This is a genomic window from Streptomyces rubellus (assembly GCF_036323805.1).
GTDB lineage: Bacteria > Actinomycetota > Actinomycetes > Streptomycetales > Streptomycetaceae > Streptomyces.
This window is the reverse complement of record NZ_JAZDCX010000010.1, coordinates 18,364-40,110: the sequence shown is the minus strand read 5'-3', so window position 1 is coordinate 40,110 and position 21,747 is coordinate 18,364. Positions and strand designations below refer to the sequence as shown.

General features: G+C 72.7%; 22 protein-coding genes. 6 read left to right on the top strand and 16 right to left on the bottom strand.

Features of this window, described 5'->3' with window-relative positions; all coding sequences use genetic code 11:
* Positions 1-87: 87 nt before the first annotated feature.
* The 7 genes from V1L54_RS13575 to V1L54_RS13545 all read right to left on the bottom strand — a co-directional run bounded on the left by V1L54_RS13575 (position 88) and on the right by V1L54_RS13545 (position 5,607).
* On the bottom strand, positions 88-1,425 hold the full coding sequence (locus V1L54_RS13575) for a dicarboxylate/amino acid:cation symporter (protein WP_330118423.1): 1,338 nt from the start codon (positions 1,423-1,425) through the stop codon (positions 88-90).
* Positions 1,426-1,701: 276 nt separating this feature from the next.
* Positions 1,702-1,839: a hypothetical protein gene (locus V1L54_RS13570; RefSeq protein ID WP_330118240.1), complete on the bottom strand. Its 138-nt coding sequence runs from the start codon at positions 1,837-1,839 to the stop codon at positions 1,702-1,704.
* Positions 1,840-1,989: 150 nt separating this feature from the next.
* Positions 1,990-2,361, bottom strand: coding sequence for a DUF4229 domain-containing protein (locus V1L54_RS13565; RefSeq protein WP_330118239.1), 372 nt, complete (start codon positions 2,359-2,361; stop codon positions 1,990-1,992).
* Between the two features lie 28 nt (positions 2,362-2,389).
* The gene (locus V1L54_RS13560; RefSeq protein ID WP_330118238.1) at positions 2,390-2,914 is read right to left on the bottom strand and encodes a GNAT family N-acetyltransferase; all 525 of its coding nucleotides are present in this window, start codon (positions 2,912-2,914) and stop codon (positions 2,390-2,392) included.
* Positions 2,915-2,966: 52 nt separating this feature from the next.
* Positions 2,967-4,130 (bottom strand): aminofutalosine synthase MqnE, encoded by a 1,164-nt coding sequence (mqnE, locus tag V1L54_RS13555; protein WP_330118237.1) that lies wholly within the window; start codon positions 4,128-4,130, stop codon positions 2,967-2,969.
* Positions 4,131-4,262: 132 nt separating this feature from the next.
* Entirely contained in the window at positions 4,263-4,718 is a 456-nt protein-coding gene (locus V1L54_RS13550; protein ID WP_330118236.1) for an Lrp/AsnC family transcriptional regulator, read from the bottom strand.
* A gap of 181 nt (positions 4,719-4,899) precedes the next feature.
* Positions 4,900-5,607, bottom strand: a complete 708-nt coding sequence (locus tag V1L54_RS13545) for a UbiX family flavin prenyltransferase (RefSeq protein ID WP_330118235.1) — start codon at positions 5,605-5,607, stop codon at positions 4,900-4,902.
* 131 nt (positions 5,608-5,738) lie between these two features.
* Between V1L54_RS13545 and V1L54_RS13540 the strand changes: the two genes are divergently transcribed.
* Positions 5,739-6,920, top strand: coding sequence for a hypothetical protein (locus V1L54_RS13540; protein WP_330118234.1), 1,182 nt, complete (start codon positions 5,739-5,741; stop codon positions 6,918-6,920).
* A 170-nt stretch (positions 6,921-7,090) separates the two neighbouring features.
* Positions 7,091-7,717 (top strand): rhomboid family intramembrane serine protease, encoded by a 627-nt coding sequence (locus V1L54_RS13535; protein ID WP_330118233.1) that lies wholly within the window; start codon positions 7,091-7,093, stop codon positions 7,715-7,717.
* Between the two features lie 55 nt (positions 7,718-7,772).
* Here V1L54_RS13535 and mqnP read toward each other — a convergent pair whose 3' ends face one another.
* Complete coding sequence (gene mqnP, locus V1L54_RS13530) at positions 7,773-8,780, bottom strand: menaquinone biosynthesis prenyltransferase MqnP (RefSeq protein WP_330118232.1); 1,008 nt, start codon at positions 8,778-8,780, stop codon at positions 7,773-7,775.
* Positions 8,777-10,228: a menaquinone biosynthesis decarboxylase gene (locus tag V1L54_RS13525; protein ID WP_330118231.1), complete on the bottom strand. Its 1,452-nt coding sequence runs from the start codon at positions 10,226-10,228 to the stop codon at positions 8,777-8,779. The genes mqnP and V1L54_RS13525 overlap by 4 nt, the downstream gene beginning before the upstream one ends.
* A gap of 131 nt (positions 10,229-10,359) precedes the next feature.
* Between V1L54_RS13525 and V1L54_RS13520 the strand changes: the two genes are divergently transcribed.
* The gene (locus tag V1L54_RS13520) at positions 10,360-10,839 is read left to right on the top strand and encodes a PLD nuclease N-terminal domain-containing protein (RefSeq protein ID WP_330118230.1); all 480 of its coding nucleotides are present in this window, start codon (positions 10,360-10,362) and stop codon (positions 10,837-10,839) included.
* Between the two features lie 68 nt (positions 10,840-10,907).
* Here the strand turns inward: V1L54_RS13520 and ccsB are convergent, their stop codons facing one another.
* The 6 genes from ccsB to hemL form a co-directional block, all read right to left on the bottom strand.
* Positions 10,908-12,011 carry a c-type cytochrome biogenesis protein CcsB gene (gene ccsB / locus V1L54_RS13515; protein WP_330118422.1) on the bottom strand — a complete coding sequence of 368 codons (1,104 nt, stop codon included), beginning with the start codon at positions 12,009-12,011 and terminating at the stop codon, positions 10,908-10,910.
* Positions 12,012-12,028: 17 nt separating this feature from the next.
* Complete coding sequence (gene resB / locus V1L54_RS13510) at positions 12,029-13,927, bottom strand: cytochrome c biogenesis protein ResB (RefSeq protein ID WP_330118229.1); 1,899 nt, start codon at positions 13,925-13,927, stop codon at positions 12,029-12,031.
* A 3-nt stretch (positions 13,928-13,930) separates the two neighbouring features.
* Positions 13,931-14,740: a cytochrome c biogenesis CcdA family protein gene (locus tag V1L54_RS13505; RefSeq protein WP_330118228.1), complete on the bottom strand. Its 810-nt coding sequence runs from the start codon at positions 14,738-14,740 to the stop codon at positions 13,931-13,933.
* A gap of 6 nt (positions 14,741-14,746) precedes the next feature.
* On the bottom strand, positions 14,747-15,370 hold the full coding sequence (locus V1L54_RS13500) for a TlpA family protein disulfide reductase (protein WP_330118227.1): 624 nt from the start codon (positions 15,368-15,370) through the stop codon (positions 14,747-14,749).
* 91 nt (positions 15,371-15,461) lie between these two features.
* Positions 15,462-16,109, bottom strand: a complete 648-nt coding sequence (locus V1L54_RS13495) for a histidine phosphatase family protein (RefSeq protein WP_330118421.1) — start codon at positions 16,107-16,109, stop codon at positions 15,462-15,464.
* Positions 16,110-16,270: 161 nt separating this feature from the next.
* Positions 16,271-17,632 carry a glutamate-1-semialdehyde 2,1-aminomutase gene (gene hemL, locus V1L54_RS13490; protein ID WP_330118226.1) on the bottom strand — a complete coding sequence of 454 codons (1,362 nt, stop codon included), beginning with the start codon at positions 17,630-17,632 and terminating at the stop codon, positions 16,271-16,273.
* A 119-nt stretch (positions 17,633-17,751) separates the two neighbouring features.
* Here hemL and V1L54_RS13485 point away from each other — a divergent pair, with 119 nt between their 5' ends.
* The 3 genes from V1L54_RS13485 to V1L54_RS13475 all read left to right on the top strand — a co-directional run bounded on the left by V1L54_RS13485 (position 17,752) and on the right by V1L54_RS13475 (position 19,703).
* Positions 17,752-18,333, top strand: a complete 582-nt coding sequence (locus tag V1L54_RS13485; RefSeq protein ID WP_330118225.1) for a hypothetical protein — start codon at positions 17,752-17,754, stop codon at positions 18,331-18,333.
* A gap of 85 nt (positions 18,334-18,418) precedes the next feature.
* Positions 18,419-18,754 (top strand): YnfA family protein, encoded by a 336-nt coding sequence (locus tag V1L54_RS13480; protein WP_330118224.1) that lies wholly within the window; start codon positions 18,419-18,421, stop codon positions 18,752-18,754.
* A gap of 148 nt (positions 18,755-18,902) precedes the next feature.
* Positions 18,903-19,703, top strand: a complete 801-nt coding sequence (locus V1L54_RS13475; RefSeq protein ID WP_330118223.1) for an SDR family NAD(P)-dependent oxidoreductase — start codon at positions 18,903-18,905, stop codon at positions 19,701-19,703.
* A 75-nt stretch (positions 19,704-19,778) separates the two neighbouring features.
* On the opposite strand, the gene argS is transcribed toward V1L54_RS13475, so the two are convergent.
* Positions 19,779-21,590, bottom strand: a complete 1,812-nt coding sequence (argS, locus tag V1L54_RS13470) for an arginine--tRNA ligase (protein ID WP_330118222.1) — start codon at positions 21,588-21,590, stop codon at positions 19,779-19,781.
* Positions 21,591-21,747: the final 157 nt, after the last annotated feature.

Below are 21,747 nucleotides of genomic sequence, written 5' to 3'. Positions count from 1 at the left end.
CGACCGGAAAGCAGTACCAAGGAGCCCCCGCCCGAGGCGGGGGCTCCTGCCTTTGCCGTACGCGGTTGCCGTACGCGGCGCGCGGCGTCAGGCCGGTACGGGGGCCGGGTCGCCCGGACGGCGGGCGCCGGGGTCCCCCGCGGTGTCATCGGCTTCGGTGCCGGCGCCGGTGTCCTCGTCGAGGTCGGCGATGTCGAAGCTGCGGGCGCTGTCGAACCTCTCACGGTCCAGGATCCGTTCCCGGGCGGCGACCAGCACCGGGACCACCGCCTGGCCGGCGACGTTGGTGGCGGTCCGCATCATGTCCAGGATCGGGTCGATCGCCAGCAGCAGACCCACGCCCTCCAGCGGCAGGCCGAGGGTGGAGAGGGTCAGCGTGGTCATCACGACGGCGCCGGTGAGACCGGCGGTGGCGGCCGAGCCGACCACCGAGACGAAGGCGATCAGCAGGTAGTCGCCGACGCCGAGGGAGATGCCGAAGATCTCCGCGACGAAGATCGCGGCGAGTGCCGGGTAGACCGCGGCGCAGCCGTCCATCTTCGTCGTCGCGCCCAGCGGCACCGCGAAGGACGCGTACTCCCGCGGCACGCCCAGGCGCTCGGTGACCTTCTGGGTCAGCGGCATGGTGCCGACCGAGGAGCGCGAGACGAAGCCCAGCTGGATGGCGGGCCAGGCACCGCGGAAGAACCGCAGCGGGCTGACCCGGGCGACCGTCGCCAGCAGCAGCGGGTAGACGCCGAACAGGACCAGCAGGCAGCCGATGTAGACGTCGGCGGTGAAGGTGGCGTACTGGCCGAGCAGGCCCCAGCCGTACTCGTTGATGGCGTTGCCGATCAGACCGAGGGTGCCCAGCGGGGCCAGCCGGATCACCCACCACAGCGCCTTCTGCAGCAGCGCGAGGGCGGCCTCGCCGAAGGAGAGCAGCGCCTCGGCCCGCGCGCCCAGGCGCAGGGCGGCGATGCCGGTGACGGCGGCCAGGAAGACGATCTGCAGGACGTTCAGCTCGGTGAACGGGGTGACGACGTCGGTCGGGACGATCCCGGTCAGGAAGTCCAGCCAGGAGCCGGTGTTCTCGGGCCGTGAGCCGTCCTCGGGGGTCAGGCCGGTGCCCGCGCCGGGGTTGGTGAGCAGGCCGATGGCCAGGCCGATGGAGACGGCGATCAGCGAGGTGGCCGCGAACCACAGCAGGGTGCGGGCGGCCAGCCGGGCGGCGTTGGAGACGTTGCGCAGGTTGGTGACCGAGACGGCGATCGCGAAGAAGACCAGCGGGCCGACGGCCAGCTTCAGCAGCTGGACGAAGGTGTCGCCGATCCGGTCCAGGGTCGCGCCGAGCCACTCGGCGCCGGTGGCGCGGGCGGCCCAGCCCAGCAGCACGCCGAGGACGAGGCCGAGGAGGACCTGGGCCCAGAAGGGCACCCGGGGCAGCCGCGGGCGGCGGACGGGCGGTCCGGAGGACGGTTCGGGAGCCGGTTCGGGGGATGTTCCGGCGGATTCGTGGGGGGATGCGTGGGAGGACACGGGCACACTCCGGTGATGCGTCGGGGACGGGAACGACGGAGCTCTCGGCAGCCGGAGACGGCTGTACCGCGGGGGAACAGGCCGGCGGAGAACTCGACGGTCCCGGAAAAGCGGACGGAGGGGAAGGGCGCACGGCGCAGGCGGGCCGTACCGGGCCCGGACGGGCCGCGCGGCCGCGGTCGCTCAGCGGCCGGCGCGACAGGCCGCCGCCGACAGGCGGCAGAGGTCGACGTACAGCCGCGCCACGAGCAGCGCGCTCTCTCCCAGGGGCGGGGGGCCGGGAGGCGCCGCCGGCGGCGGGACGCGGTCCGCGGTCGTCATGGCTCCCCTCTCGTCCGGTGCCGGTTCCACGTGGTCGTGGCCCGCCCGGGAACGGGCGGGCCACGAGGCGCAACACCCCGCCGGGAACGGGTATTCCCGGCGGGGTGCGGTGCGGACGGACGGCGGGTCGGCGGGGGCGGGCGGGGCCGCCTACGCGGCCTCGTCCTCCTGGCTCTGGCTGGCGGCGAGCTTCTGCCGGACGCTCCGCCTGGTCCGCTCCACGCGCGGCGCGATCCCCTCGGACATCTCGTCGCGCTGCCTGCGCAGCAGCACCAGGCTGAGCGGCGCGGAGACGATCAGGGCGAGCATGACGAGCCACAGCGGGTTGGCCCTGCCGACGGCCTCGGGGATGATCCCGGCGTAGGCGAGCGCCGCGAGGACCACGAAGCAGGCGGCGAAGATGCCCAGCCGCATGGCCGTGTAGCGGAGCACCGCGCGCGACATGCGGCCCCCGGTCGCGGCTCCGGTGGCGGCCGGGGTGTCCTTCGGTGTGCTCTCCGGCTTCTCCGGTGTGCTGGTCACGGTTGTGGTCCTTTCGGCGCGGCCCGGCTCAGCGGAGCTGGAGCCACATGGTGATGTCGTCCCGGAAGTCGTCGTCCGCGACCTTGATCGCGTCGGGGACGCGGCCGACCTCCTTGTAGCCGCACGAGCCGTAGAAGTCCTCCAGCCCGAGTCCGCCCCGGCAGGTGAGCCGGATGCCCCGCATGCCGTCCATGCCGCGGACGGCGTCGGCCACCGCGTCCATCAGTGCGCGTCCCTCGCCGCGGCCCTGGCGGTCCGGGCGCAGCATCACGGTGTACAGCCACACCCAGTGTCGCATCAGCCGGTGGGTGTTGAAGGTGACGAAGGCGGTGCCCGCCGGCCGGTCCTCCTCGTCGTACGCCACCAGCAGCCGCATCCGGCCCTCGGCCATCGCGTTCAGGTGCCGGAACAGCTCGGGCCGCACGTCGTCGGCGGTGACGGGCGGTACGTAGCCGACGGCGCCGCCCGCGTTGGTCACCGCCGCCCACAGCTCGCAGATGCCCTGGGTGAGCCGTGCGTCGGTGGGCGGGTCCAGGACGTGTCTCAGTGCCATGTGTCTCCTCCCCCTGCCGTCCCTCTGCTGCCTCTGCCCTGCCTGCCCCTGCTCAGACCCGCATCGGCTGCGGGGACTCGCGCCGCGCCGGGTCCGGACCGTCGTACTCGCGGATGATCTCGTAGCGCGTGTTGCGCTCGACCGGGCGGAAGCCCGCGTCCCGGATCAGCTCCAGCAGGTCCTCGCGGGTGAGCTTGTCGGGGGTGCCGTAGTTGTCCGCGTCGTGGGTGATCTTGTACTCGACGACCGAGCCGTCCATGTCGTCCGCGCCGTGCTGGAGCGCGAGCTGGGCGGTCTGCACGCCGTGCATCACCCAGAACACCTTCACGTGCGGCACGTTGTCGAACAGCAGCCGGGAGACGGCGAACGTCTTCAGCGCCTCCGCGCCGGTGGCCATCGTGGTGCGGGCCTGGAGCCGGTTGCGGATCTTGCCGTCCTTCATGTCCACGAAGTCGTGCTGGTAGCGCAGCGGGATGAAGACCTGGAAGCCGCCGGTCTCGTCCTGCAGCTCGCGCAGCCGCAGCACGTGGTCGACGCGGTGCCGGGGCTCCTCGATGTGGCCGTACAGCATCGTGCACGGCGTCTTGAGGCCCTTGGAGTGCGCCAGGCGGTGGATGCGCGACCAGTCCTCCCAGTGGGTGCGGTGGTCGACGATGTGCTGACGCACCTCCCAGTCGAAGATCTCCGCGCCGCCGCCGGTCAGCGACTCCAGTCCGGCGTCGATCAGCTCGTCGAGGATCTCGGAGGCCGACAGGCCGGAGATCGTCTCGAAGTGGTGGATCTCGGTGGCGGTGAACGCCTTCAGGGAGACGTCCGGCAGGGCCTTCTTCAGCTCCCGCAGCGAGCGCGGGTAGTAGCGCCACGGCAGGGTGGGGTGCAGGCCGTTGACGATGTGGAGCTCGGTGAGGTTCTCGCCCTCCATCGCCTTCGCCAGCCGCACGGCCTCCTCGATGCGCATGGTGTACGCGTCCTTCTCGCCCGGCTTGCGCTGGAAGGAGCAGTACGCGCAGGAGGCGGTGCACACGTTGGTCATGTTCAGGTGGCGGTTGACGTTGAAGTGGACCACGTCGCCGTTGAGCCGGGTGCGCACCTCGTGGGCGAGCCCGCCCAGCCAGGCCAGGTCGTCGGACTCGTACAGGGCGATGCCGTCCTCGCGGCTCAGCCGCTCACCGGCGCGTACCTTCTCCTCCAGCTCACGCTTGAGCCCAGCGTCCATGCGTCGCCGCCTCCTCGTTCCTGTGTACGGGGACCTGCGGGGTCCTGCGGGGCCGTCCGTTGCGGGCAGCCCTCCGAGCCTACGCCTGCCCCACCGCGTGCCCGCGTGCCGGGGGCGCGCGGAGTGCGGGGCTCAGCCGCCGTCGGGCAGCTCGCCGACCCGGTTCTCCCACTTGGTGGAGAGGACGACGGTGGTGCGGGTGCGCGAGACGCCCTTGGTGGTCGACAGCCTGCGGATCGTCCGCTCCAGGCCGTCCACGTCGGTGGCCCGCACCTTGAGCATGTAGGAGTCGTCGCCGGCGATGAACCAGCAGTCCTCGATCTCCGGCAGCTCCCGCAGCCGGCCGGCCACGTCCTCGTGGTCCACGGAGTCGGAGAGCTGGATGCCGATCAGCGCGGTGACCCCCAGGCCGAGGGAGGAGGCGTCCACGGTCGCGCGGTAGCCGGTGATGACCCCGGCGGCCTCCAGCCGGTTGATGCGGTCGGTGACGCTGGGCCCGGAGAGACCGACGAGCCGGCCGAGTTCGGCGTACGAGGCTCTGCCGTTCTCGCGCAGCGCCTGGATGAGCTGTCTGTCCACCGCGTCCATGCGTCCTGGTGCCTTCCGTCGTGTCAGCGCTGTGGGGTGTGCGGGGTGCTGTCCGGTGCCGCCTGGTCGCCGACAGCTTCCTCGCCGGTCCTGCCGGTCTCCGCCGGTCCTGCCCGGCCCTCTGGTCTCCTGGCCTTCTGACTGCTTCCTGCTCGAATCTAAGGCATACGGTCACGGGACCCTACGACTGGCCCTGTGCGGCCCCCAGCTCGCCTTCCCATCGGCGGTAGAGCCGGTGCGGGACGCCCACCGCGTCCAGCGCCCGGCCCGCCACGAAGTCGACCAGGTCCTGGACGCGGGCCGCGCCCGCGTAGAAGGCCGGGGAGGCGGGCAGCACCACGGCCCCGGCCTCGTCGAGGGTGACGAGGTGCTTCAGCGTCTGGCCGCTCAGCGGGGTCTCGCGCACGGCGACGACCAGCGGGCGCCGTTCCTTGAGCGTCACGCTCGCGGTGCGCTGGAGCAGGTCCTTGGAGAGCCCCAGCGCGATCCCCGCGACGGACTCGGTGGAGGCCGGGACGACGAGCATGCCCCTGGCGGGGTACGAGCCGGACGACGGGCCCGCCGCCAGGTCCCCGGCCGGCCAGTACCGCACGGTGCCGGGTCCGGTGCCGGGCCCGGACCCGGAGCCGGGTTCGGCTATCCGCACCCGGTGGGCCTCCGGGGTGCCGTCCGCGTCCCTGGCCAGCCAGCGCCGCAGGTCCTCGCGCCAGTGGGCGTCCCGGAAGGGGTGCCCGGTCTCGTCCAGCAGCGTCAGCCGGGCCGCCCGGCTGACCACCAGGTCCACGTCCTCGCCGGCCGACAGCAGCGCGCGCAGCACCGACGCGGCGTACGGCGTCCCGGACGCCCCGGAGACACCGACGACCCACGGCCGTCGCAGACTGTCACTCACGGCACCGAGCCTAAACCGGGCCCGGGCGACCGCGCCCGGGCGGGTGCCGCCCGCCCCCGTGAGGCGTTTCCGCGCCGTCCGGGGCACCCTGGACCCTGGCCGCATTCGCCCCGGAGTAGTTGGATCGTCGTATGACCGTCACCCGTAAGAGCCTGGCAGCCGCCGGCTGCGCCCTTCTGATAGCCGCCTCGACCGCCTGCGGCTCCGCAGCGCCCGCCGACGCCGAGTCCCGGGCCCGCCGGGCGGTCGAGAAGCTGGGCGAGTGGGAGACGGTGACGGTCACCACGGCGCTGGACGCCTCGGCCGGCGACATCCGCGCCTTCGCCCGGCGCGGCCTTCCGGTGCCGGGCCTCCCGGAGACCGGGACGGCCGCCGGTCCCGTGGACGCCCTGCTGCTGTCCCGGGCGGAGACGGTGCTCACGATCGGCGCGGACCGCCCGCTCAAGGACGTCGGGGACGCCGGAGACTCCGAACACGTCGCCTCCGCCCTCATGGTCAACCTCGGCGGCAAGGACCTGGCCGGTTACAAGGCGATCGGTGACGGCTTCTACGTCCGCGTCCACTGGGACCGGCTGGCCGCGGAGCTGGACTGGCGCGACGACACGGTGAACAGGGGCGCCGAGCTGGCGGCCGCCGCGGACGAGCTGCCGTCCTCGCTGGCCGCCGCCCGGAACCTGTTCCGGGGCGAGTGGGTGCGCATCGACCCCGGGGAGTTCGAGCGGTTCGCGACGGTGGCGGGGGTCCGGTACGGCGAGGCGGCGACCCGGCTGGCGGACGGGGCGGAACTGCTGCTGGGCGCCAGGTCCCAGCACCGGGTGTTCGACTCGGTGCGCGAGGTCCTGGACGAGCACGCGGTCTTCCGGGACGGCGGACGGCGCGACGGCGCGGAGCGGGTGACGGTCACCCTCCCCGCCCGCGAGACCGCCCGGGACCTGACGGCCGCGCTGGTGCCGCTGGAGGGGGACTCCGGCGGGATCGGGGCCTGGAGCAGGCTGCTCGACGGCGTGCCGGAGAAGGGCCGGATCACCCTGGAGCTGGAGCTGCGCGGCGCCCTGTCGAAGCTGACGGTGGACCTGGGGCAGTTCGCGGCGGGCGAACCGGACGGCGCGCGGGGGGCGCCCGGCGGGCGCGGGGCGGGGAAGCTGCCGCTCACCCTGACCTTCGCCCCCGGGCAGGCGATCCGGGTGGACACGCCGCCGGCCGCGGAAGAGCTGGAACCGCAGGACGTGGTGGGGGCGGTGTTCTACACCGAACTGGCCGAACGGCGGGCCGAGCGGCAGGACACGAGGGAGCCGGGCGAATCCGTCCCCTGAGCCCCGTCCGTCGAGTCCCGTCCGTCCCGGAACTCCCGACCCGGTTCATGACGTTGTCGTACACGACGGCGAAAACGGGCAGACCCACAGGGCGGGGCGGGCTCGGGCCCGGCACCGCGCGGCCGCGCCGCGGCGTACGGACAGGACGGGACCGAACGGGGAGAGGCCAGATGGCATACGGATCGACGACCGGCTCGACCCGCTCGTCGCGCATGTCCAGGGCGGTGTCGGCGGGTGTGCTGATGCTGGCCTGGTTGAGCCTGCTGTGGCTGCTGGAGGCGATCGACGTCGCCACCGGCAACTCGCTCGACGACTACGGCGTCTCGCCCCGCGAGACCGACGAGCTGATCGACATCGTGCCGGCGGCGTTCCTGCACTTCGGCTTCGACCATGTCGCGGCCAACAGCCTGCCGCTGCTGGTGCTCGGCTTCCTCGCGGCGGTCCGGGGCATAGGCCGCTTCCTCGCCGTCTGCCTGACGATCATCGTCGTCAGCGGTGCCGGGGTGTGGCTGACCGCGCCGGAGCACTCGGTCACGGCGGGCGCCTCGGGCGTGGTGTTCGGGCTCTTCGGCTACCTGCTGGTCCGCGGTTTCGTGGACCGCGACGCCCTGGACATCACCGTCGGCATCACGGTCGTCCTGCTCTACGGCTCGATCCTGTGGGGCGTGCTGCCCACCAACTCGGGCGTCTCCTGGCAGGGCCACCTGTTCGGGCTGATCGGCGGAGTGCTGGCGGCGTTCTGGTTCCGCCGCTCCACTCCGCTGGGCCGGTCCCGGCGGGCCTCGCTGCCCCGCTGACGGTGGCGCCGGGCCGGCCGGCGCCACCGGTTCACCGCCCGCCGGCCGACGCGGTTCACACCGTCAGGCCGCGCAGCACCAGATCGATCAGCGCGCAGAGGAAGAGCGCTATCCCGACGAAGCCGTTGACGGTGAAGAACGCCCGGTTCACCCGGGACAGGTCGCCGGGCCGCACGATGCCGTGCTCGTAGACGAACGCCACCGCCACGATCGACAGTCCCGCCCAGTACGCCACCCCGGCTCCGGTGAGCGCCCCGTACCAGCCCAGCAGCACCACCGTGACGGCGTGGCCGGCGCGAGCGCCGTACAGCGCGCCGGCCACGCCGAAGCGCGCCGGTACGGAGCGCACCCCGTTGGCCCGGTCCGAGGCGGTGTCCTGGCAGGCGTAGATCAGGTCGAAGCAGCCGATCCAGGTGCCCACGGCCAGCCCGAGGACCACCGCCTCCCACGACCACGCCCCGGTGACGGCGAGCCAGGCGCCGACGGGCCCGATGGCCTGGGCGAGCCCGAGTATGGCGTGCGGGAAGTCGGTGAACCGCTTCCCGTACGGATAGACCACCATCGGCACCACGGCGACCGGCGCGAGCGCCAGGCACAGCGGGTTGAGCAGCGCCGCGGCGGTGAGGAAGACGGCCAGCGCGACCAGCGCGCCCGCCCAGGCGGTGCGCACCGACACCGCCCCGGTGACCAGTTCGCGGGTGGCGGTGCGCGGATTGCGGGCGTCGATCTCCCGGTCGATGATCCGGTTGGCGGCCATGGCGAAGGTGCGCAGGCTCACCATCGCGACGGTGACGAGGAACAGCTCCCACCAGTGGACGCTCCGGTCCGCCAGGAACATCGCGGTGAGCGAGGCCAGATAGGCGAAGGGCAGCGCGAAGACCGAGTGCTCGATCATCACCAGCCGCAGGAAGGCCCTGATCCGGCCCACCGGGCGGGCGGTCTCCGGCCGTACGGTTCCGGCGGCGGGGGTGGCCGCCGCCGCCCCGGTGCCGCCCGTGCCCGTGCCCCCGGCGGTGTCCTCGGTCCCTCCGGGGTCCCCGGTGTCCTCGGTGACGGAACTCACAGGCCGTACTCCCGCCAGCGGCGGTCGACCTTCGCCGCGGTGTCCGGATCGGACACGACCATCTCCGGCCAGCCCCCGTCCCGCGTGTACCCCTCCTCGGGCCACTTGGCGGTGGCGTCGATGCCCGCCTTGCCTCCCCAGAACTGCTGGTAGGAGGCGTGGTCCAGATGGTCCACCGGCCCCTCGGTGAGCAGCAGGTCGCGGGCGTAGTCGGTGTTGCCCAGCGCCCGCCATGCGACCTCGTGCAGGTCGTGGACGTCGCAGTCGGCGTCCACCACCACGATCAGCTTGGTCAGCGACATCATGTGGGCGCCCCAGATCGCGGACATCACCTTCTGCGCGTGCTTGGGGTACTTCTTGTCGATCGAGACGATGGCGCAGTTGTGGAAGCCGCCTGCCTCCGGCAGGTGGTAGTCCACGATGTCCGGAACGACGATCTTGAGCAGCGGCAGGAAGAAGCGCTCCGTGGCCCGGCCCAGCGGCCCGTCCTCCGTCGGCGGGCGCCCGACGACGATCGACTGGAAGACCGGCCGCTTCCGCATGGTGACGCAGTCGATCGTCAGCGCCGGGAAGTCCTCCTGCGGGGTGTAGAAGCCGGTGTGGTCGCCGAACGGGCCCTCCGGCAGCGTCTTCCCCGGCTCCAGCCAGCCCTCCAGCACCACCTCGGCGCGGGCCGGGACCTGGAGCGGCACCGTCTTGCAGTCCACCATCTCCACCCGCCTGCCCTGGAGGAAGCCCGCGAGGAGGTACTCGTCGATGTCGCCGGGCAGCGGCGCGGTTGAGGCATATGTCACAGCGGGCGGGCAGCCGAAGGCGATGGCGACCGGCAGCCGCTCGCCCCGCCGGGCGGCGACCTGGTAGTGGTTGCGGCTGTCCTTGTGGATCTGCCAGTGCATCCCGATGGTGCGCCGGTCGTGCCGCTGGAGCCGGTAGAGCCCCAGGTTGCGGATGCCGGTCTCGGGGTCCTTGGTGTGGGTCAGGCCCAGGTTGAAGAAGGAGCCGCCGTCCCCGGGCCAGGTGAACAGCGCGGGCAGGCTTTCCAGGTCGACGTCGTCGCCGGTGAGCACGACGTCCTGGACGGGCGCCTCCTTGACCTTCTTCGGCGGGACGTGCGCCATCGTGCCGAGTTTGCCGAACGCCTCCCGGAAACCGACGAATCCCTGCGGCAGCTCCGGCCGCAGCAGTCCGCCGATCTTCTCGCCGATCTCGTCGTACGAGGTCAGGCCCAGGGACTTCAGCATCCGGCGGTCGGTGCCGAAGACGTTCATGGCCAGCGGCACGCCGGAGCCCCTGACGTTCTCGAAGAGCAGGGCCGGGCCGCCGGCCTTCTGGACCCGGTCGACGATCTCCCCGACCTCCAGATGGGGATCGACCTCGGCCTTGATCCGGACGAGGTCGCCGTCGCGCTCCAGGGCCCGCAGCAGCGAGCGGAGATCGTCGTACGTCATAGGGGTAAGTATCCGACACCCATTACCCTGGGCGTGTCACGGGGCCCGTTCCGGCTCCGTCCGGCATCTCCGGCCCATGGGCCCGCTGGCCCACCACATGCCGCTCTATCGCATTCAGGGGGCGTTGCCCAATGCTCAGGCTTCTTCCGACCGTTCTGATCCTGGCGGTGTGGATCTACGCCTTCATCGACTGCCTCAACACCCCCGACAGAGAGGTGCGGAAGCTGCCGAAGGGGGCGTGGGTCCTGATCGTCCTGTTCTTCGGCATGGTGCTGCTGGGCTCCGTGGCCTGGTTCATGGTGGGCCGGCCCCGACGCAACACCCCCTACGGCGCCACCCGGCCGGCCGAGCGCCGCTGGGTCGCTCCGGACGACAACCCGGAGTTCCTGCGGTCGATCACCGAACGCAACCGGCGGCCGGAGCCCAAGCCCGAGTCCCGGCCGGAGCCGGGGCCGGAGGCCGGGGACAAGAAGCCCCGCCGCGACCGGGAGCGTGACGGGGAACTCGGCAGGAAGCGCGACGCCAGGCACGACGCCAAGCGTGACAAAGAGCACAACAACAACACGGAGAACGGCGGCGGGGCGGACGAGGCTCCGCCCGCCGCCTCCTGAACCGGCCGCGGGCCGGACCTCCCGGTCCGGCCCGCGGCCGACTGTGTGTTCGGCGCGTACCGCCCGGCCTACACGCCGGCGTAGGAGTGCAGTCCGTCGAAGAAGACGTTGACGCCGTAGTAGTTGAACAGGAAGCACAGGAAGGCGATCAGCGCCAGGTAGGCCGCCCGGCGCCCCTTCCAGCCGGCCGTGGCGCGGGCGTGCAGGTAGCAGGCGTAGCCGACCCAGGTGATGAAGGACCAGACCTCCTTGGGGTCCCAGCCCCAGTAGCGGCCCCAGGCGTTCTCCGCCCAGATCGCGCCCGCGATGATGGTGAAGGTCCAGAACGGGAAGACCGCCGCGTTGATCCGGTACGCGAAGCCGTCCAGGGAGGCGGCGCTGGGCAGCCGCTCCAGCACGGAGGAGGCGAAGGCGCCCGGCTTCCCGCCCGCCTCCAGCTTCGCCTCGTAGCGGTCCCGGAACAGGTACAGCAGCGTGGCGACCGCGCCCAGGTAGAACAGCGCGCCGCAGACGATGGCCAGTGAGACGTGGATCCACAGCCAGTACGAGTCGAGCGCCGGGACGAGCTGGTCGCTCTCGGTGTAGAAGACCACGATGGCCAGGCCCAGGTCGAGCAGCACCGTGGTGACCAGCGGCAGCCCGATCCAGCGGACGTTCTTCCGCGCCACCAGGAAGCCCAGGTACGCGCCGACGGCGACCATCGAGAAGGCCGTCGAGAACTCGTACATGTTGCCCCAGGGGGCGCGCTGCACCGACAGGGCGCGGGTGAGCACCGCGGCGAAGTGCAGCAGGAAGGCCAGGACGGTCAGCGAGACGGCGATCCGGCCGTACAGGTCGCCCCGTTCGTCCCCGCCGGCCGCGCCGGGCCCGTCCGGCAGGTCGGCGCGGCGGCCGGCGGCGGAGCGGGTGACGACCTTCGGCCTGTCCAGCACGCTCGTGCCGCCGGAGGTCCGCACGGTGACGGAGACCCCCTCGGCGGCTCCGGTGCGCTCGGCGCTCCGGGCGCCCTCGGCGCGCAGCGCGGCGGCCGTCCGGGCCACCCGGCTGCGGCTGCCGAACACCCACTCGACGATGTGCGCGACGAAGGCCAGGGCGTAGACGGCCATCGCCGACCTGATCAGCAGATTGCTGAACTCGGCCAGGTTCTCGTTCGCCGCGACGGCGAGGTGCACGGCGTTCACTGCGGCGTTCACTCGGTCTCTCCTCGTGACGAGGGTTCGGCGCCGCCCTCGGCGGCGTCCGGTGTGTCCGCGGGCTCCGCCGCGGCGGTCTCTTGCGGTACGGACTCCCCGGCGGTCTCCTCCGGGCCGGCCCGTCCGGGCGCCGAGGGCGCGGCACCGTGCAGTGCCGCCGCCAGCTCGCCCAGCTCCTCGGGGACCCGCGCGGACTCGCTGCGGCCGAGCGCGGCCATCTCCACGACGGTGGTCCCGTCCGCGCCCCGCTCGGCGCGCACCCACACCCGGCGGCGCTGGATGAACAGCGAACCGGCCAGGCCCAGCACGGCGGCGCTCGCCCCGGCCAGCGCCCAGCCCTCACCCGGCTCCTGGGAGACCTGGAAGCTGGCCCACTGCTCGACGCTCTCGAACTTCAGCGTGCCCGCGCCGTCAGGCAGCTCGACCGACTCGCCGGGGCGCAGGTCGATGCGGAACAGGTCCCCGTCCTCGGCCTTGAACTGCTCCATCTTGTCGGTGTCGAGCTGGTAGATGTTCTGCGGGATGCCGGAGTCGATCCCCAGGTCGCCGTGGAAGGCGTTCATGGACAGCACCGGGTAGTCCAGTTCGGGGAAGGTCGAGTGCGGCCCGCGCTGCGCGTCGATCCCGTAGGTGGGCGTGAAGATGCCCTGGAAACCGAGCTGCTCGCGCTCGCCGTCCTTGTTCCGGTAGTCGGTGACCTTGACCACGCCCGTGGAGGTGAGCCCGAGGCTCTCCTGCGGCAGGAAGGGCACCGGGCCCCGGAAGGCCACGTCGCCCTGCCCGTCGGTGACGGTGACGACCGGCGCGTAGCCGTGGCCGACCAGGAAGACCTTCGACTCGCCCACCTTCAGCGGGTGGTTGACCTCGATGGACGTCTGCTTCTCGGCGCCGTCCGCGCCCTCCCAGTACGTCACGTCGGCACGGAAGGTGCGCGCGGTGCCGCGCTGCGGTCCGGTGCGCTCGAAGGTGGCGTGGAACTCGTCCAGCCGGAAGCCGAAGGCGTCCAGGTCGGCGGTGTCGTACAGCGAGCCGGAGGTGAAGTCGTCGTACTGGGTGAGGGTGTTGGAGAAGCCGTCGCCCTCCACGATCAGCTTGCCGCCCTCGGAGTTCCACAGCTGCCCGGCCGCGAAGGCCAACAGCATCACGATCAGCGAGATGTGGAAGACCAGGTTGCCGGCCTCGCGCAGATAGCCCTTCTCGGCGGCGACCGAGCCGCCGGACGCGGACGCGCCGGACGCCGGGGACAGCTCGGTGCGGAAGCGCCTGCCGCTCAGCAGCGACCGGGCCGCCGTCAGCACCTCGTCCGGCTCGGCGGCGGTGCGCCAGGTGGTGTGGGCGGGCATCCGGGTCAGCCGGCGCGGGGCGCGCGGCGGCCGGCCGCGGAGCTGGCCGGCGAACTGCCAGGTGCGCGGCACGATGCAGCCGATGAGCGAGACGAACAGCAGGATGTAGACGGCGGAGAACCACACCGAGCTGTAGACGTCGAAGAGCTGGAGCCGCTCGTAGAGCGGTCCCAGCGTCTCGTGCCGCTGCCGGAACTCCTCGACGGCGAAGGAGTCCACGTCCTTCTGCGGGATCACCGAGCCGGGGACCGCCGCCAGCGAGAGCAGGAAGAGCAGGAGCAGCGCCACCCGCATCGAGGTGAGCTGCCGCCAGAACCAGCGCAGCCAGCCGGCGGTCTCCCGGGCGTACCACGCCGCGGCGCCCGCCGCGCCGGGGCGGCGCGTCCCGCCGAACGAGCCGGGCACGGGCTGCCCCGGCGCCCCGGTACCGCCGTCCGAGGGACGGTCGGCGTCCACCGGCGCGGTGGACAGCCGCGCGGCGGCGTCCCGCTCGTCGGTGGCCGTCCCGCCGGTCCCGGCGGTGGTGGAGTCGGTGGTGGTGGAGTCGGTCATAGCTCAGATCCAAACGGTGAAGCCGGAGGACCACACCTGTAGCTCGTAGACGATCCGGTCCCAGCCCCCCGTGACGAGCAGCAGCCCGACCGCCACGAGCATGCCACCGCCGGCCCTCGTCACCCACACGTAGTGCCGCTTGACCCAGCCGAAGGCGCCCAGCGCCCGCCGGAAGGCGAGCGCGGCCAGCACGAACGGCAGCCCGAGCCCCAGACAGTACGCCACGGTCAGCAGGGCGCCGCGCCCCGCGCTGGCCTCGTTGAACGCCAGGAACTGCACGGCCGACAGCGTCGGCCCCACACACGGCGTCCAGCCGATGCCGAACAGCGCCCCCAGCAGCGGAGCGCTCGCCAGGCCGACGCCCGGTCTGGTGTGGAAGCGGATGTCGCGCTGGACGAACCGGGACATCACTCCCGCGAAGGCGAGCCCCAGCAGGATGATCAGCACGCCCATCACCCGCGAGATGGTCTCCCGGTGGTTCTGGAGCGTGGCCCCGAACCCGCCGAACAGCGCCCCGCCGGAGACGAACACGGCGGTGAAGCCCAGTACGAACAGGACGGCGCCCAGGAACATCCGGCCGCGCCGCGCCTCGGCCAGGTCGGTGCCGCCGACGCCGGTGACATAGCTGAGGTAGCCGGGCACCAGCGGCAGCACACAGGGCGAGAAGAAGGAGACCAGACCGCCCAGCACCGCGATCGGCACGGCCAGCAGCAGGGCGCCGGAGACGACGGTCTCGTTGCCGTCCGTGACGGCGGCGAGGCTCGTCAGGCCGGACAGCTCGGACAGTCCGGGAAGCCCGGGGTCAGAAGGCATCCGGCGTCACTTCTCCGCCATCACCGGTTCGAGCGCGGCGCGCAGGTCCTTCTCGCTGAGCGCCTTCAGGGCGCGTACGGCGATCCGCCCCTCCCGGTCGATGATCAGCGTGGAGGGGATGGCCTGCGGCGGGAGGTTGTCCTTGAACTTCAGGATCAGCCTGCCGCTGGGGTCGTACAGGCTCGGGTACTCGATGCCGTAGGTGCGGTCGAAGGCCTCGGCGTTGGCCTTGTCCAGGTCGCGGGTGTTGATCCCGACGAACCGCACGCCCTCGTCCGCGGTGTCCTTGGCGACCTTGGCGAGGTTGGGCGCCTCGGCGCGGCAGGGCGCGCACCACGATCCCCAGACGTTGAGGACGACGACCTCGCCCCGGTGGTCCGACAGGGACAGCCGGCCGCCGTCCACGGTCTCGCCGGAGATGTCGGGGGCGGGTTCGCGGTCCTTCTCGGGGACTCTCGTGATCTGCCCGGTGCCCTGGACGAACTGCGCGTTGCCGGAGGAGGCCCCGGCGTTCTCACCGCCGCCACATCCGGACAGCGCGAGAACACCGGCGACGGTCCCGGCCAGGACCGCTGCGAGGCGGCGGCCGGGGCGCGGAGGGCGGCGTCGGAAGGCGCGGCTCTGACTCATGTGAAAAGTTTCGCATGCGCCCGAGGGCGATCTTCCGCGCCCCCCTTGTCCGCTTCGCGGCCTCCCGGACCCGTCCGCCGCCCCTCCCCGGTCAGGCCCCGAACCCCTTGCTCTTCCCCTTCACCGGCTTCGCCCCCGCCCGCAGATGGGGCGGCACCAGGTCGTGGGCCGGCTCGGTGTAACCGACCGAGACGATCCGGTCGCCGACGAAGGTGAAGGTCGTCAGCGAGGCCAGGGTGCACTGCCGTCTGCGCGGGTCGTGCCAGAGCCGGCGGCGCTCGACGAAGCTGCGCACCGTCCAGATGGGGAGCTGGTGGCTGACGCACAGCGCCTCGTGGCCGCGGGCGGCGTCCCGGGCGGCCTCCAGCGCGGCCATCATCCGCACCACCTGGTCGTTGTACGGCTCGCCCCAGGACGGCCGGAACGGGTTGCGCAGATGCGGCCAGTTCGCGATCCGCCGCAGCGCCCCGTCGCCGACGCCGAAGGTCTTCCCCTGGAAGATGTTGTCCGCCTCGATCAGCCGCTTGTCGGAGGCGACCTCCAGGCCGTGGAGCTTGGCGACCGGCTCGGCGGTCTCCTGGGCCCGCTCCAGCGGGGAGGCCACCACGTACGCGATGTCGCGGTGGGCGAGGTGCTCGGCGACCCGCTCGGCCATCCGGCGGCCCAGCTCGGAGAGGTGGTAGCCGGGGAGGCGGCCGTAGAGGATCCCCTTGGGGTTCTCCACCTCGCCGTGCCGCATCAGGTGCACCACGGTCCGCTGCCCGCCGGCGTGCTGCTCCCGCTCCCCCGCGGTCTCGGGGGTGACGGTCACGTCCGCCGGGTCCGTCGCTCCCGCCGGGTCCCGGGCGGCGTCCAGCGGACCGTCGGCCGGTTCGTTCCCGGGGCCGCTCGCCGTGGCCGTCACGCCCTCGCCTCCCCCTTCTCGTCGGCCCAGCCGTCCCCGCCGGCCCGCGCCGCGGCGCGGGCGGCGTGGGGCAGCGCGTCCGCGATCCGCTCCACGGCCCGCTCGTCGAGCGCGGTGGAGACGAACCACGCCTCGAAGGCCGAGGGCGGCAGATAGACGCCCCGGGAGAGCATCTCGTGGAAGAAGGCGGTGTAGCGGAACGTCTCCTGCCGCCCGGCCGCGGCGTAGTCCACGACGTCCTCGTCGTCATCGCCGGTGAAGAAGACCGAGAACATGCTGCCCGCCCGCTGCAGCCGGTGCGTCACGCCCTCCTTGGCCAGCGCCTCGGTGACCAGCGACCGGAGCTCGGCCGAGACCGCGTCCAGCCGCTCGTACGCCGCGTCGTCCAGCAGCCGCAGCTGGGCCAGTCCGGCCGCCGTCGCGACCGGGTTCCCGGAGAGGGTGCCCGCCTGGTAGACGGGCCCGGCGGGGGCGAGGCGGGCCATCACGTCGGCCCGGCCGCCGAAGGCCGCGGCCGGGAAGCCGCCGCCCATCACCTTGCCGAAGGTCATCAGGTCCGGCACGACGCCGTCCAGGCCGTACCAGCCGGCCTTCGAGACCCGGAAGCCGGTCATCACCTCGTCGGAGACGTACAGCGCGCCGTCGGCCTCGCACAGCCGCTTCAGCCCGGCGTTGAAGCCCTCGCGCGGCGGCACCACGCCCATGTTGCCGGGCGAGGCCTCGGTGATCACACAGGCGATCTCGCCGGGGTGCGCGGCGAAGGCGGCGGCGACCGAGTCCAGATCGTTGTACGGCAGCACCAGGGTCTCCCCGGCCTGTGCGCCGGTCACCCCCGGGGTGTCCGGCAGACCGAAGGTGGCGACCCCCGAACCGGCGGCGGCCAGCAGCGCGTCCACATGGCCGTGGTAGCAGCCGGCGAACTTGACCACCTTGCTCCGGCCGGTGAAACCGCGCGCCAGCCGGATCGCGGACATCGTGGCCTCGGTGCCGGAGGAGACCAGTCGTACCTGGTCAACGGGGGCGACCCGGGCGACGATCTCCTCGGCCAGCTCGACCTCGCCCTGTCCCGGGGTGCCGAAGGAGGTGCCGCGCGAGACCGCCGCGCGGACCGCCTCGGTCACCGCGGGGTGGGCGTGCCCGAGGATCATCGGTCCCCACGAGCACACGAGGTCGACATACTCGCGGCCGTCCGCGTCGGTGAGGTACGGACCGGTACCGGACACCATGAAGCGGGGCGTACCGCCCACGGCGCCGAAGGCGCGCACCGGAGAGTTCACTCCTCCAGGTGTCACAACGGCGGCACGGTCGTACAGCGACTGCGATACTGGTGCATCGTACGGATAGTTCACGCAAGCCATGGTCTCAGAGCCTCGCGCACATGTGCGGCCGGGCGTTTCACGGCCCGCCAGAAGGGGAGGTCTCTGAGACGATGATCGGGTCGCGCGGCGGAGCCGCGGGTGGTCGGTTGGGTGGTGACATGCAGCGCGGTGGCGGACTGGGCGAGGGCACGGGGGACATCGGTCCCAGGCGCGCACGGGGCCGGCACCGGCGCAGGGCTTCCGAGGCGGCGGAGACCGCCGACACGGCGGAGACGGCGGAGACGAGGATCGGCAAGGGTGGCCGGGTGGGGGTGACCTACAAGTACTTCGGCGCACCGGACGGCGCCACAGCCGCCCGGGTGCCCATCTCGATGCGCCCGGAGGAACTGGGCGGGGACGAACTGGGCCACGGCATGTTCACCCGGATCAAGCCGGAGACGGTGGCCGCGATGGTCCTCACCGGCATCGAGGGCATACCGCTGCACAAGGTGCCCCCGCTGGAGCTGGTGGTCCTCCACTCCGACTACGCCGTGGTCAAGCTGCCCATGACGGTCACCGACCCGCTGCGGGGCGTCGGCGAGGAGTCGGTGGGCGCGGCGGCCTTCATCTGGTCCACCGTCCCCGACCGCGGCGGTCCGCGCGACGCCTTCGACGTCTACCAGCTCCTCCACGAGTGGCAGGACTTCTCGCACCGCCTCCACGAGGCGGGCCACCAGGCGTACTGCCTGGTGTGGCCCTGACCCCCACCGGGAAGGGAACCGGTCCCCGGCGGCCCCGGGAACCCCTCGCGGGCAGGGCCCGTACGGCAGCCCGTAGCCTCCTGGCATGCTCGTCGCCCGCTCGGCCGTCCTCTTCGCCCTCGCCGCCCTGCTGGAGATCGGCGGCGCCTGGCTCGTCTGGCAGGGGGTGCGCGAGCACCGCGGCTGGGTGTGGATCGGCGCCGGGGTGCTCGCGCTGGGCGCGTACGGCTTCGTCGCCACCTTCCAGCCCGACGCCCACTTCGGCCGCATCCTGGCGGCGTACGGCGGGGTCTTCGTCGCCGGCTCGCTGCTCTGGGGCATGGCGGTGGACGGTTTCCGGCCGGACCGCTGGGACGTGACGGGGGCGCTCGTCTGCCTGGCGGGGGTCGCCCTGATCATGTACGCGCCGCGGGGCGGGTGAGGCGGCCGGGGGTCCGGGGGTCGTCCCCCGGAAGACCGCAGCATGTACGCGCCGCGGGGCGGGTGAGGCGGCCCGCTCCGGCCCTCCGGACTCCCCGGACCTATCCTGCGAGCGGCACCGCGACATCCACCACCGGGAGGGCCCGCCCATGACCCAGTCCGCCGAGCGACCCGCCGCAGCACGGCCCGCCGCGCCCACCGCCGTCGTCACCGGCGCGAGCAGCGGCATCGGAGCCGCGACCGCGCGGCGGCTGGCCGCCGAGGGCTACCGGACGGTACTCACCGCCCGCCGCGCCGAGCGCGTCGAGGCCCTGGCCGCCGAGCTGACCGGCGCCGGCCACCGGGCCGAGGCGTACGTCCTGGACGTCACCGACCGCGCCGCCGTGGACGCCTTCGCCGGGCGGCTCGGCCCCCTCGCCCCCGGCAGCGTGCTGGTCAACAACGCGGGCGGCGCCCTGGGCCTGGACCCGGTCGCCACCGGCGACCCGGCCGACTGGCGGTCGATGTACGAGGTCAACGTGCTCGGCGTGCTGAACATGACCCAGGCACTGCTCCCGGCCCTGACCGCCTCCGGCGACGGCACGGTCCTCGTGCTGTCCTCCACCGCGGGCCACGGCACCTACGAGGGCGGCGCGGGCTACGTCGCGGCCAAGCACGGCGCCCATGTCCTGGCCGAGACGCTGCGTCTGGAGGTGTGCGGGCAGCCCGTGCGGGTCATCGAGATCGCGCCCGGCATGGTGCGCACGGAGGAGTTCTCCCTCACCCGCTTCCGCGGGGACGAGGAGAAGGCCGCCAAGGTCTACGAGGGCGTCGCCGAGCCGCTGACCGCCGAGGACGTGGCCGACACCGTCGTCTGGGCCGTGACCCGCCCGCCGCACGTCAACGTCGACCTGCTGATCGTCCGCCCCCGCGCCCAGGCGTCCAACACCAAGGTGCACCGCGAGGGCTGAGCGCGCCGGGAACGCCGGTGGGGCGGGCCGCCGGGCCCGCCCCACCTCGTCCGCGCCGTACGGCTCGGAGCCGGTTCAGAGCCGCTCGGGCGTGCGGATGCCCAGCAGCGCCATCCCCTGGTGCAGGGTGCGGGCGGTCAGCTCGCACAGGAAGAGGCGGTTCTCCACCGTCGCCTCGTCCCCGGCCTTCAGCACCGGGCACTGGTCGTAGAACGTCGTGTAGTGCGAGGCGAGCTGGTACAGGTACGCGGCCAGCCTGTGCGGCTCGTACGTCTCGGCCACGCCCGCCAGCGTCTCGGCGAACTCGTCCAGATGAAGCCCCAGGGCCCGCTCCGCCGAGGCGAGGGCCAGCTCCGGGTGCGCCGCCGGGCGCGCCTCGCCCGCCTTGCGCAGGATCGACTGGATCCGGGCGTAGGCGTACTGCAGGTAGACGCTGGTGTCGCCGTTGAGCGAGACCATCCGGTCCAGGTCGAAGACGTAGTCGCGGGACATCGACGTCGACAGGTCCGCGTACTTCACCGCGCCGATGCCCACCTGGGCGCCGCGCTCGGCGATCTCCTCCTCCGTCAGCTCCAGCCCGCCCTGCTCGGCCTTCTCCCGCACCACGGCCGTGGCCCGCTCGACGGCCTCGTTCAGCAGGTCCACCAGCCGGACCGTCTCGCCCTCCCGGGTCTTGAACGGCTTGCCGTCCTTGCCCAGCACGGTGCCGAACGCCAGCTGCCGGGCGGCGCCCTCGGGCAGCCAGCCGGCCCGCCGCGCGGTCTCGAAGACCATCTTGAAGTGCAGCGCCTGCCTGGCGTCCACCACGTACAGCAGGGTGTCGGCGCCCAGCCTCCCGACCCGGTCGCGGATGGCGGCCAGATCGGTGGCGGCGTAGCCGAAGCCGCCGTTGGACTTCTGCACGATCAGCGGGACGGGCTTGCCGTCCGGGCCCTTGACGTCGTCGAAGAACACGCACAGCGCGCCCTCGGAGCGGACCGCGACCCCGTCGGCCTCCAGGTCCTTCACGACCTGCTGGAGGTCGTCGTTGTAGGCGCTCTCGCCGACGACGTCCGCGTCGTGGATCTCCACGTCGAGCTGGTCGTAGACGGCGTGGAAGTAGATCATCGACTCGCCGACGATCCGCCGCCACGTCTCCAGGGTGCGCTCGTCCCCGCTCTGGAGCTTCACCACCCTGTCCCGGGCCCGCGCCTTGAACTCCTCGTCGGAGTCGAACAGCGCCCGCGAGTCCTTGTAGAGCCGGTTCAGCCGGGACATGGCCGCCTCCCCGGACTCGCCGGACCCGTCGCCGCCGGAGTGGTCCAGCTCGTGCGGGTGCTCCTCCAGGTACTGGATGAGCATGCCGAACTGGGTGCCCCAGTCGCCGATGTGGTGCCGCCGGACCACCTTCTCGCCGCGGTGCTCCAGGATCTTCACGATCGCGTCGCCGATCACCGTGGACCGCAGGTGCCCGACGTGCATCTCCTTGGCCACGTTGGGCTGGGAGTAGTCGATGACCGTGGTGCCCGGGGTCTCCGCGTACGGCACGCCCAGCCGCTCGTCGGCGGCCCGCGCCGCCAGGGTGGCGGTGATCGCCGCGTCGGAGACGGTGATGTTGAGGAAGCCCGGCCCGGAGACCTCGACCCCGGCGATCACGGCCTCCCCGGTCTCCCCGGCGGCCTCGGTGTTCCCAGCAGTCCCGGACATCGCCCCGACGACCTTCGCGGCCAGCTCCCGCGGGTTCCCCTTGAGCTTCTTGGCCAGCGCCAGCATCCCGTTGGCCTGGAAGTCCGCCCGGTCGCTGCGTCGCAGCAGCGGGTCCGCGGAGGCGGCCTCCGGCAGAGCAGCCGAGAGGGCGTCCGCGACGCGCTGGTGGACGGTGGCGGCGAGGGAGGGGACCGAGGCCATGTAGGAGTGCCGTTCCTCTGAGTGGGGTTTCCGGACCGGTCCAGTATCCCACGCGGGCGGTCCCCGGGGCTCGCCCCACAATCGGGCGCCGGTGTCCCGGCCCGTCTGAAACAATGGTTCCGTCATCCCGACACACGAAAGACCCGAAAGACCTGAA

Bases quoted from the DNA above. Each gene is read 5' to 3' on its own strand.
- V1L54_RS13570 (WP_330118240.1), bottom strand. From the start codon at position 1,839: ATGACGACCGCGGACCGCGTCCCGCCGCCGGCGGCGCCTCCCGGCCCC.
- V1L54_RS13560 (WP_330118238.1), bottom strand. From the start codon at position 2,914: ATGGCACTGAGACACGTCCTGGACCCGCCCACCGACGCACGGCTCACC.
- mqnE (WP_330118237.1), bottom strand. From the start codon at position 4,130: ATGGACGCTGGGCTCAAGCGTGAGCTGGAGGAGAAGGTACGCGCCGGT.
- V1L54_RS13550 (WP_330118236.1), bottom strand. From the start codon at position 4,718: ATGGACGCGGTGGACAGACAGCTCATCCAGGCGCTGCGCGAGAACGGC.
- V1L54_RS13540 (WP_330118234.1), top strand. From the start codon at position 5,739: ATGACCGTCACCCGTAAGAGCCTGGCAGCCGCCGGCTGCGCCCTTCTG.
- V1L54_RS13535 (WP_330118233.1), top strand. From the start codon at position 7,091: ATGGCATACGGATCGACGACCGGCTCGACCCGCTCGTCGCGCATGTCC.
- V1L54_RS13525 (WP_330118231.1), bottom strand. From the start codon at position 10,228: ATGACGTACGACGATCTCCGCTCGCTGCTGCGGGCCCTGGAGCGCGAC.
- V1L54_RS13520 (WP_330118230.1), top strand. From the start codon at position 10,360: ATGCTCAGGCTTCTTCCGACCGTTCTGATCCTGGCGGTGTGGATCTAC.
- resB (WP_330118229.1), bottom strand. From the start codon at position 13,927: ATGACCGACTCCACCACCACCGACTCCACCACCGCCGGGACCGGCGGG.
- V1L54_RS13505 (WP_330118228.1), bottom strand. From the start codon at position 14,740: ATGCCTTCTGACCCCGGGCTTCCCGGACTGTCCGAGCTGTCCGGCCTG.
- V1L54_RS13500 (WP_330118227.1), bottom strand. From the start codon at position 15,370: ATGAGTCAGAGCCGCGCCTTCCGACGCCGCCCTCCGCGCCCCGGCCGC.
- V1L54_RS13495 (WP_330118421.1), bottom strand. From the start codon at position 16,109: ATGCGGCACGGCGAGGTGGAGAACCCCAAGGGGATCCTCTACGGCCGC.
- hemL (WP_330118226.1), bottom strand. From the start codon at position 17,632: ATGGCTTGCGTGAACTATCCGTACGATGCACCAGTATCGCAGTCGCTG.
- V1L54_RS13485 (WP_330118225.1), top strand. From the start codon at position 17,752: ATGCAGCGCGGTGGCGGACTGGGCGAGGGCACGGGGGACATCGGTCCC.
- V1L54_RS13480 (WP_330118224.1), top strand. From the start codon at position 18,419: ATGCTCGTCGCCCGCTCGGCCGTCCTCTTCGCCCTCGCCGCCCTGCTG.
- V1L54_RS13475 (WP_330118223.1), top strand. From the start codon at position 18,903: ATGACCCAGTCCGCCGAGCGACCCGCCGCAGCACGGCCCGCCGCGCCC.
- argS (WP_330118222.1), bottom strand. From the start codon at position 21,590: ATGGCCTCGGTCCCCTCCCTCGCCGCCACCGTCCACCAGCGCGTCGCG.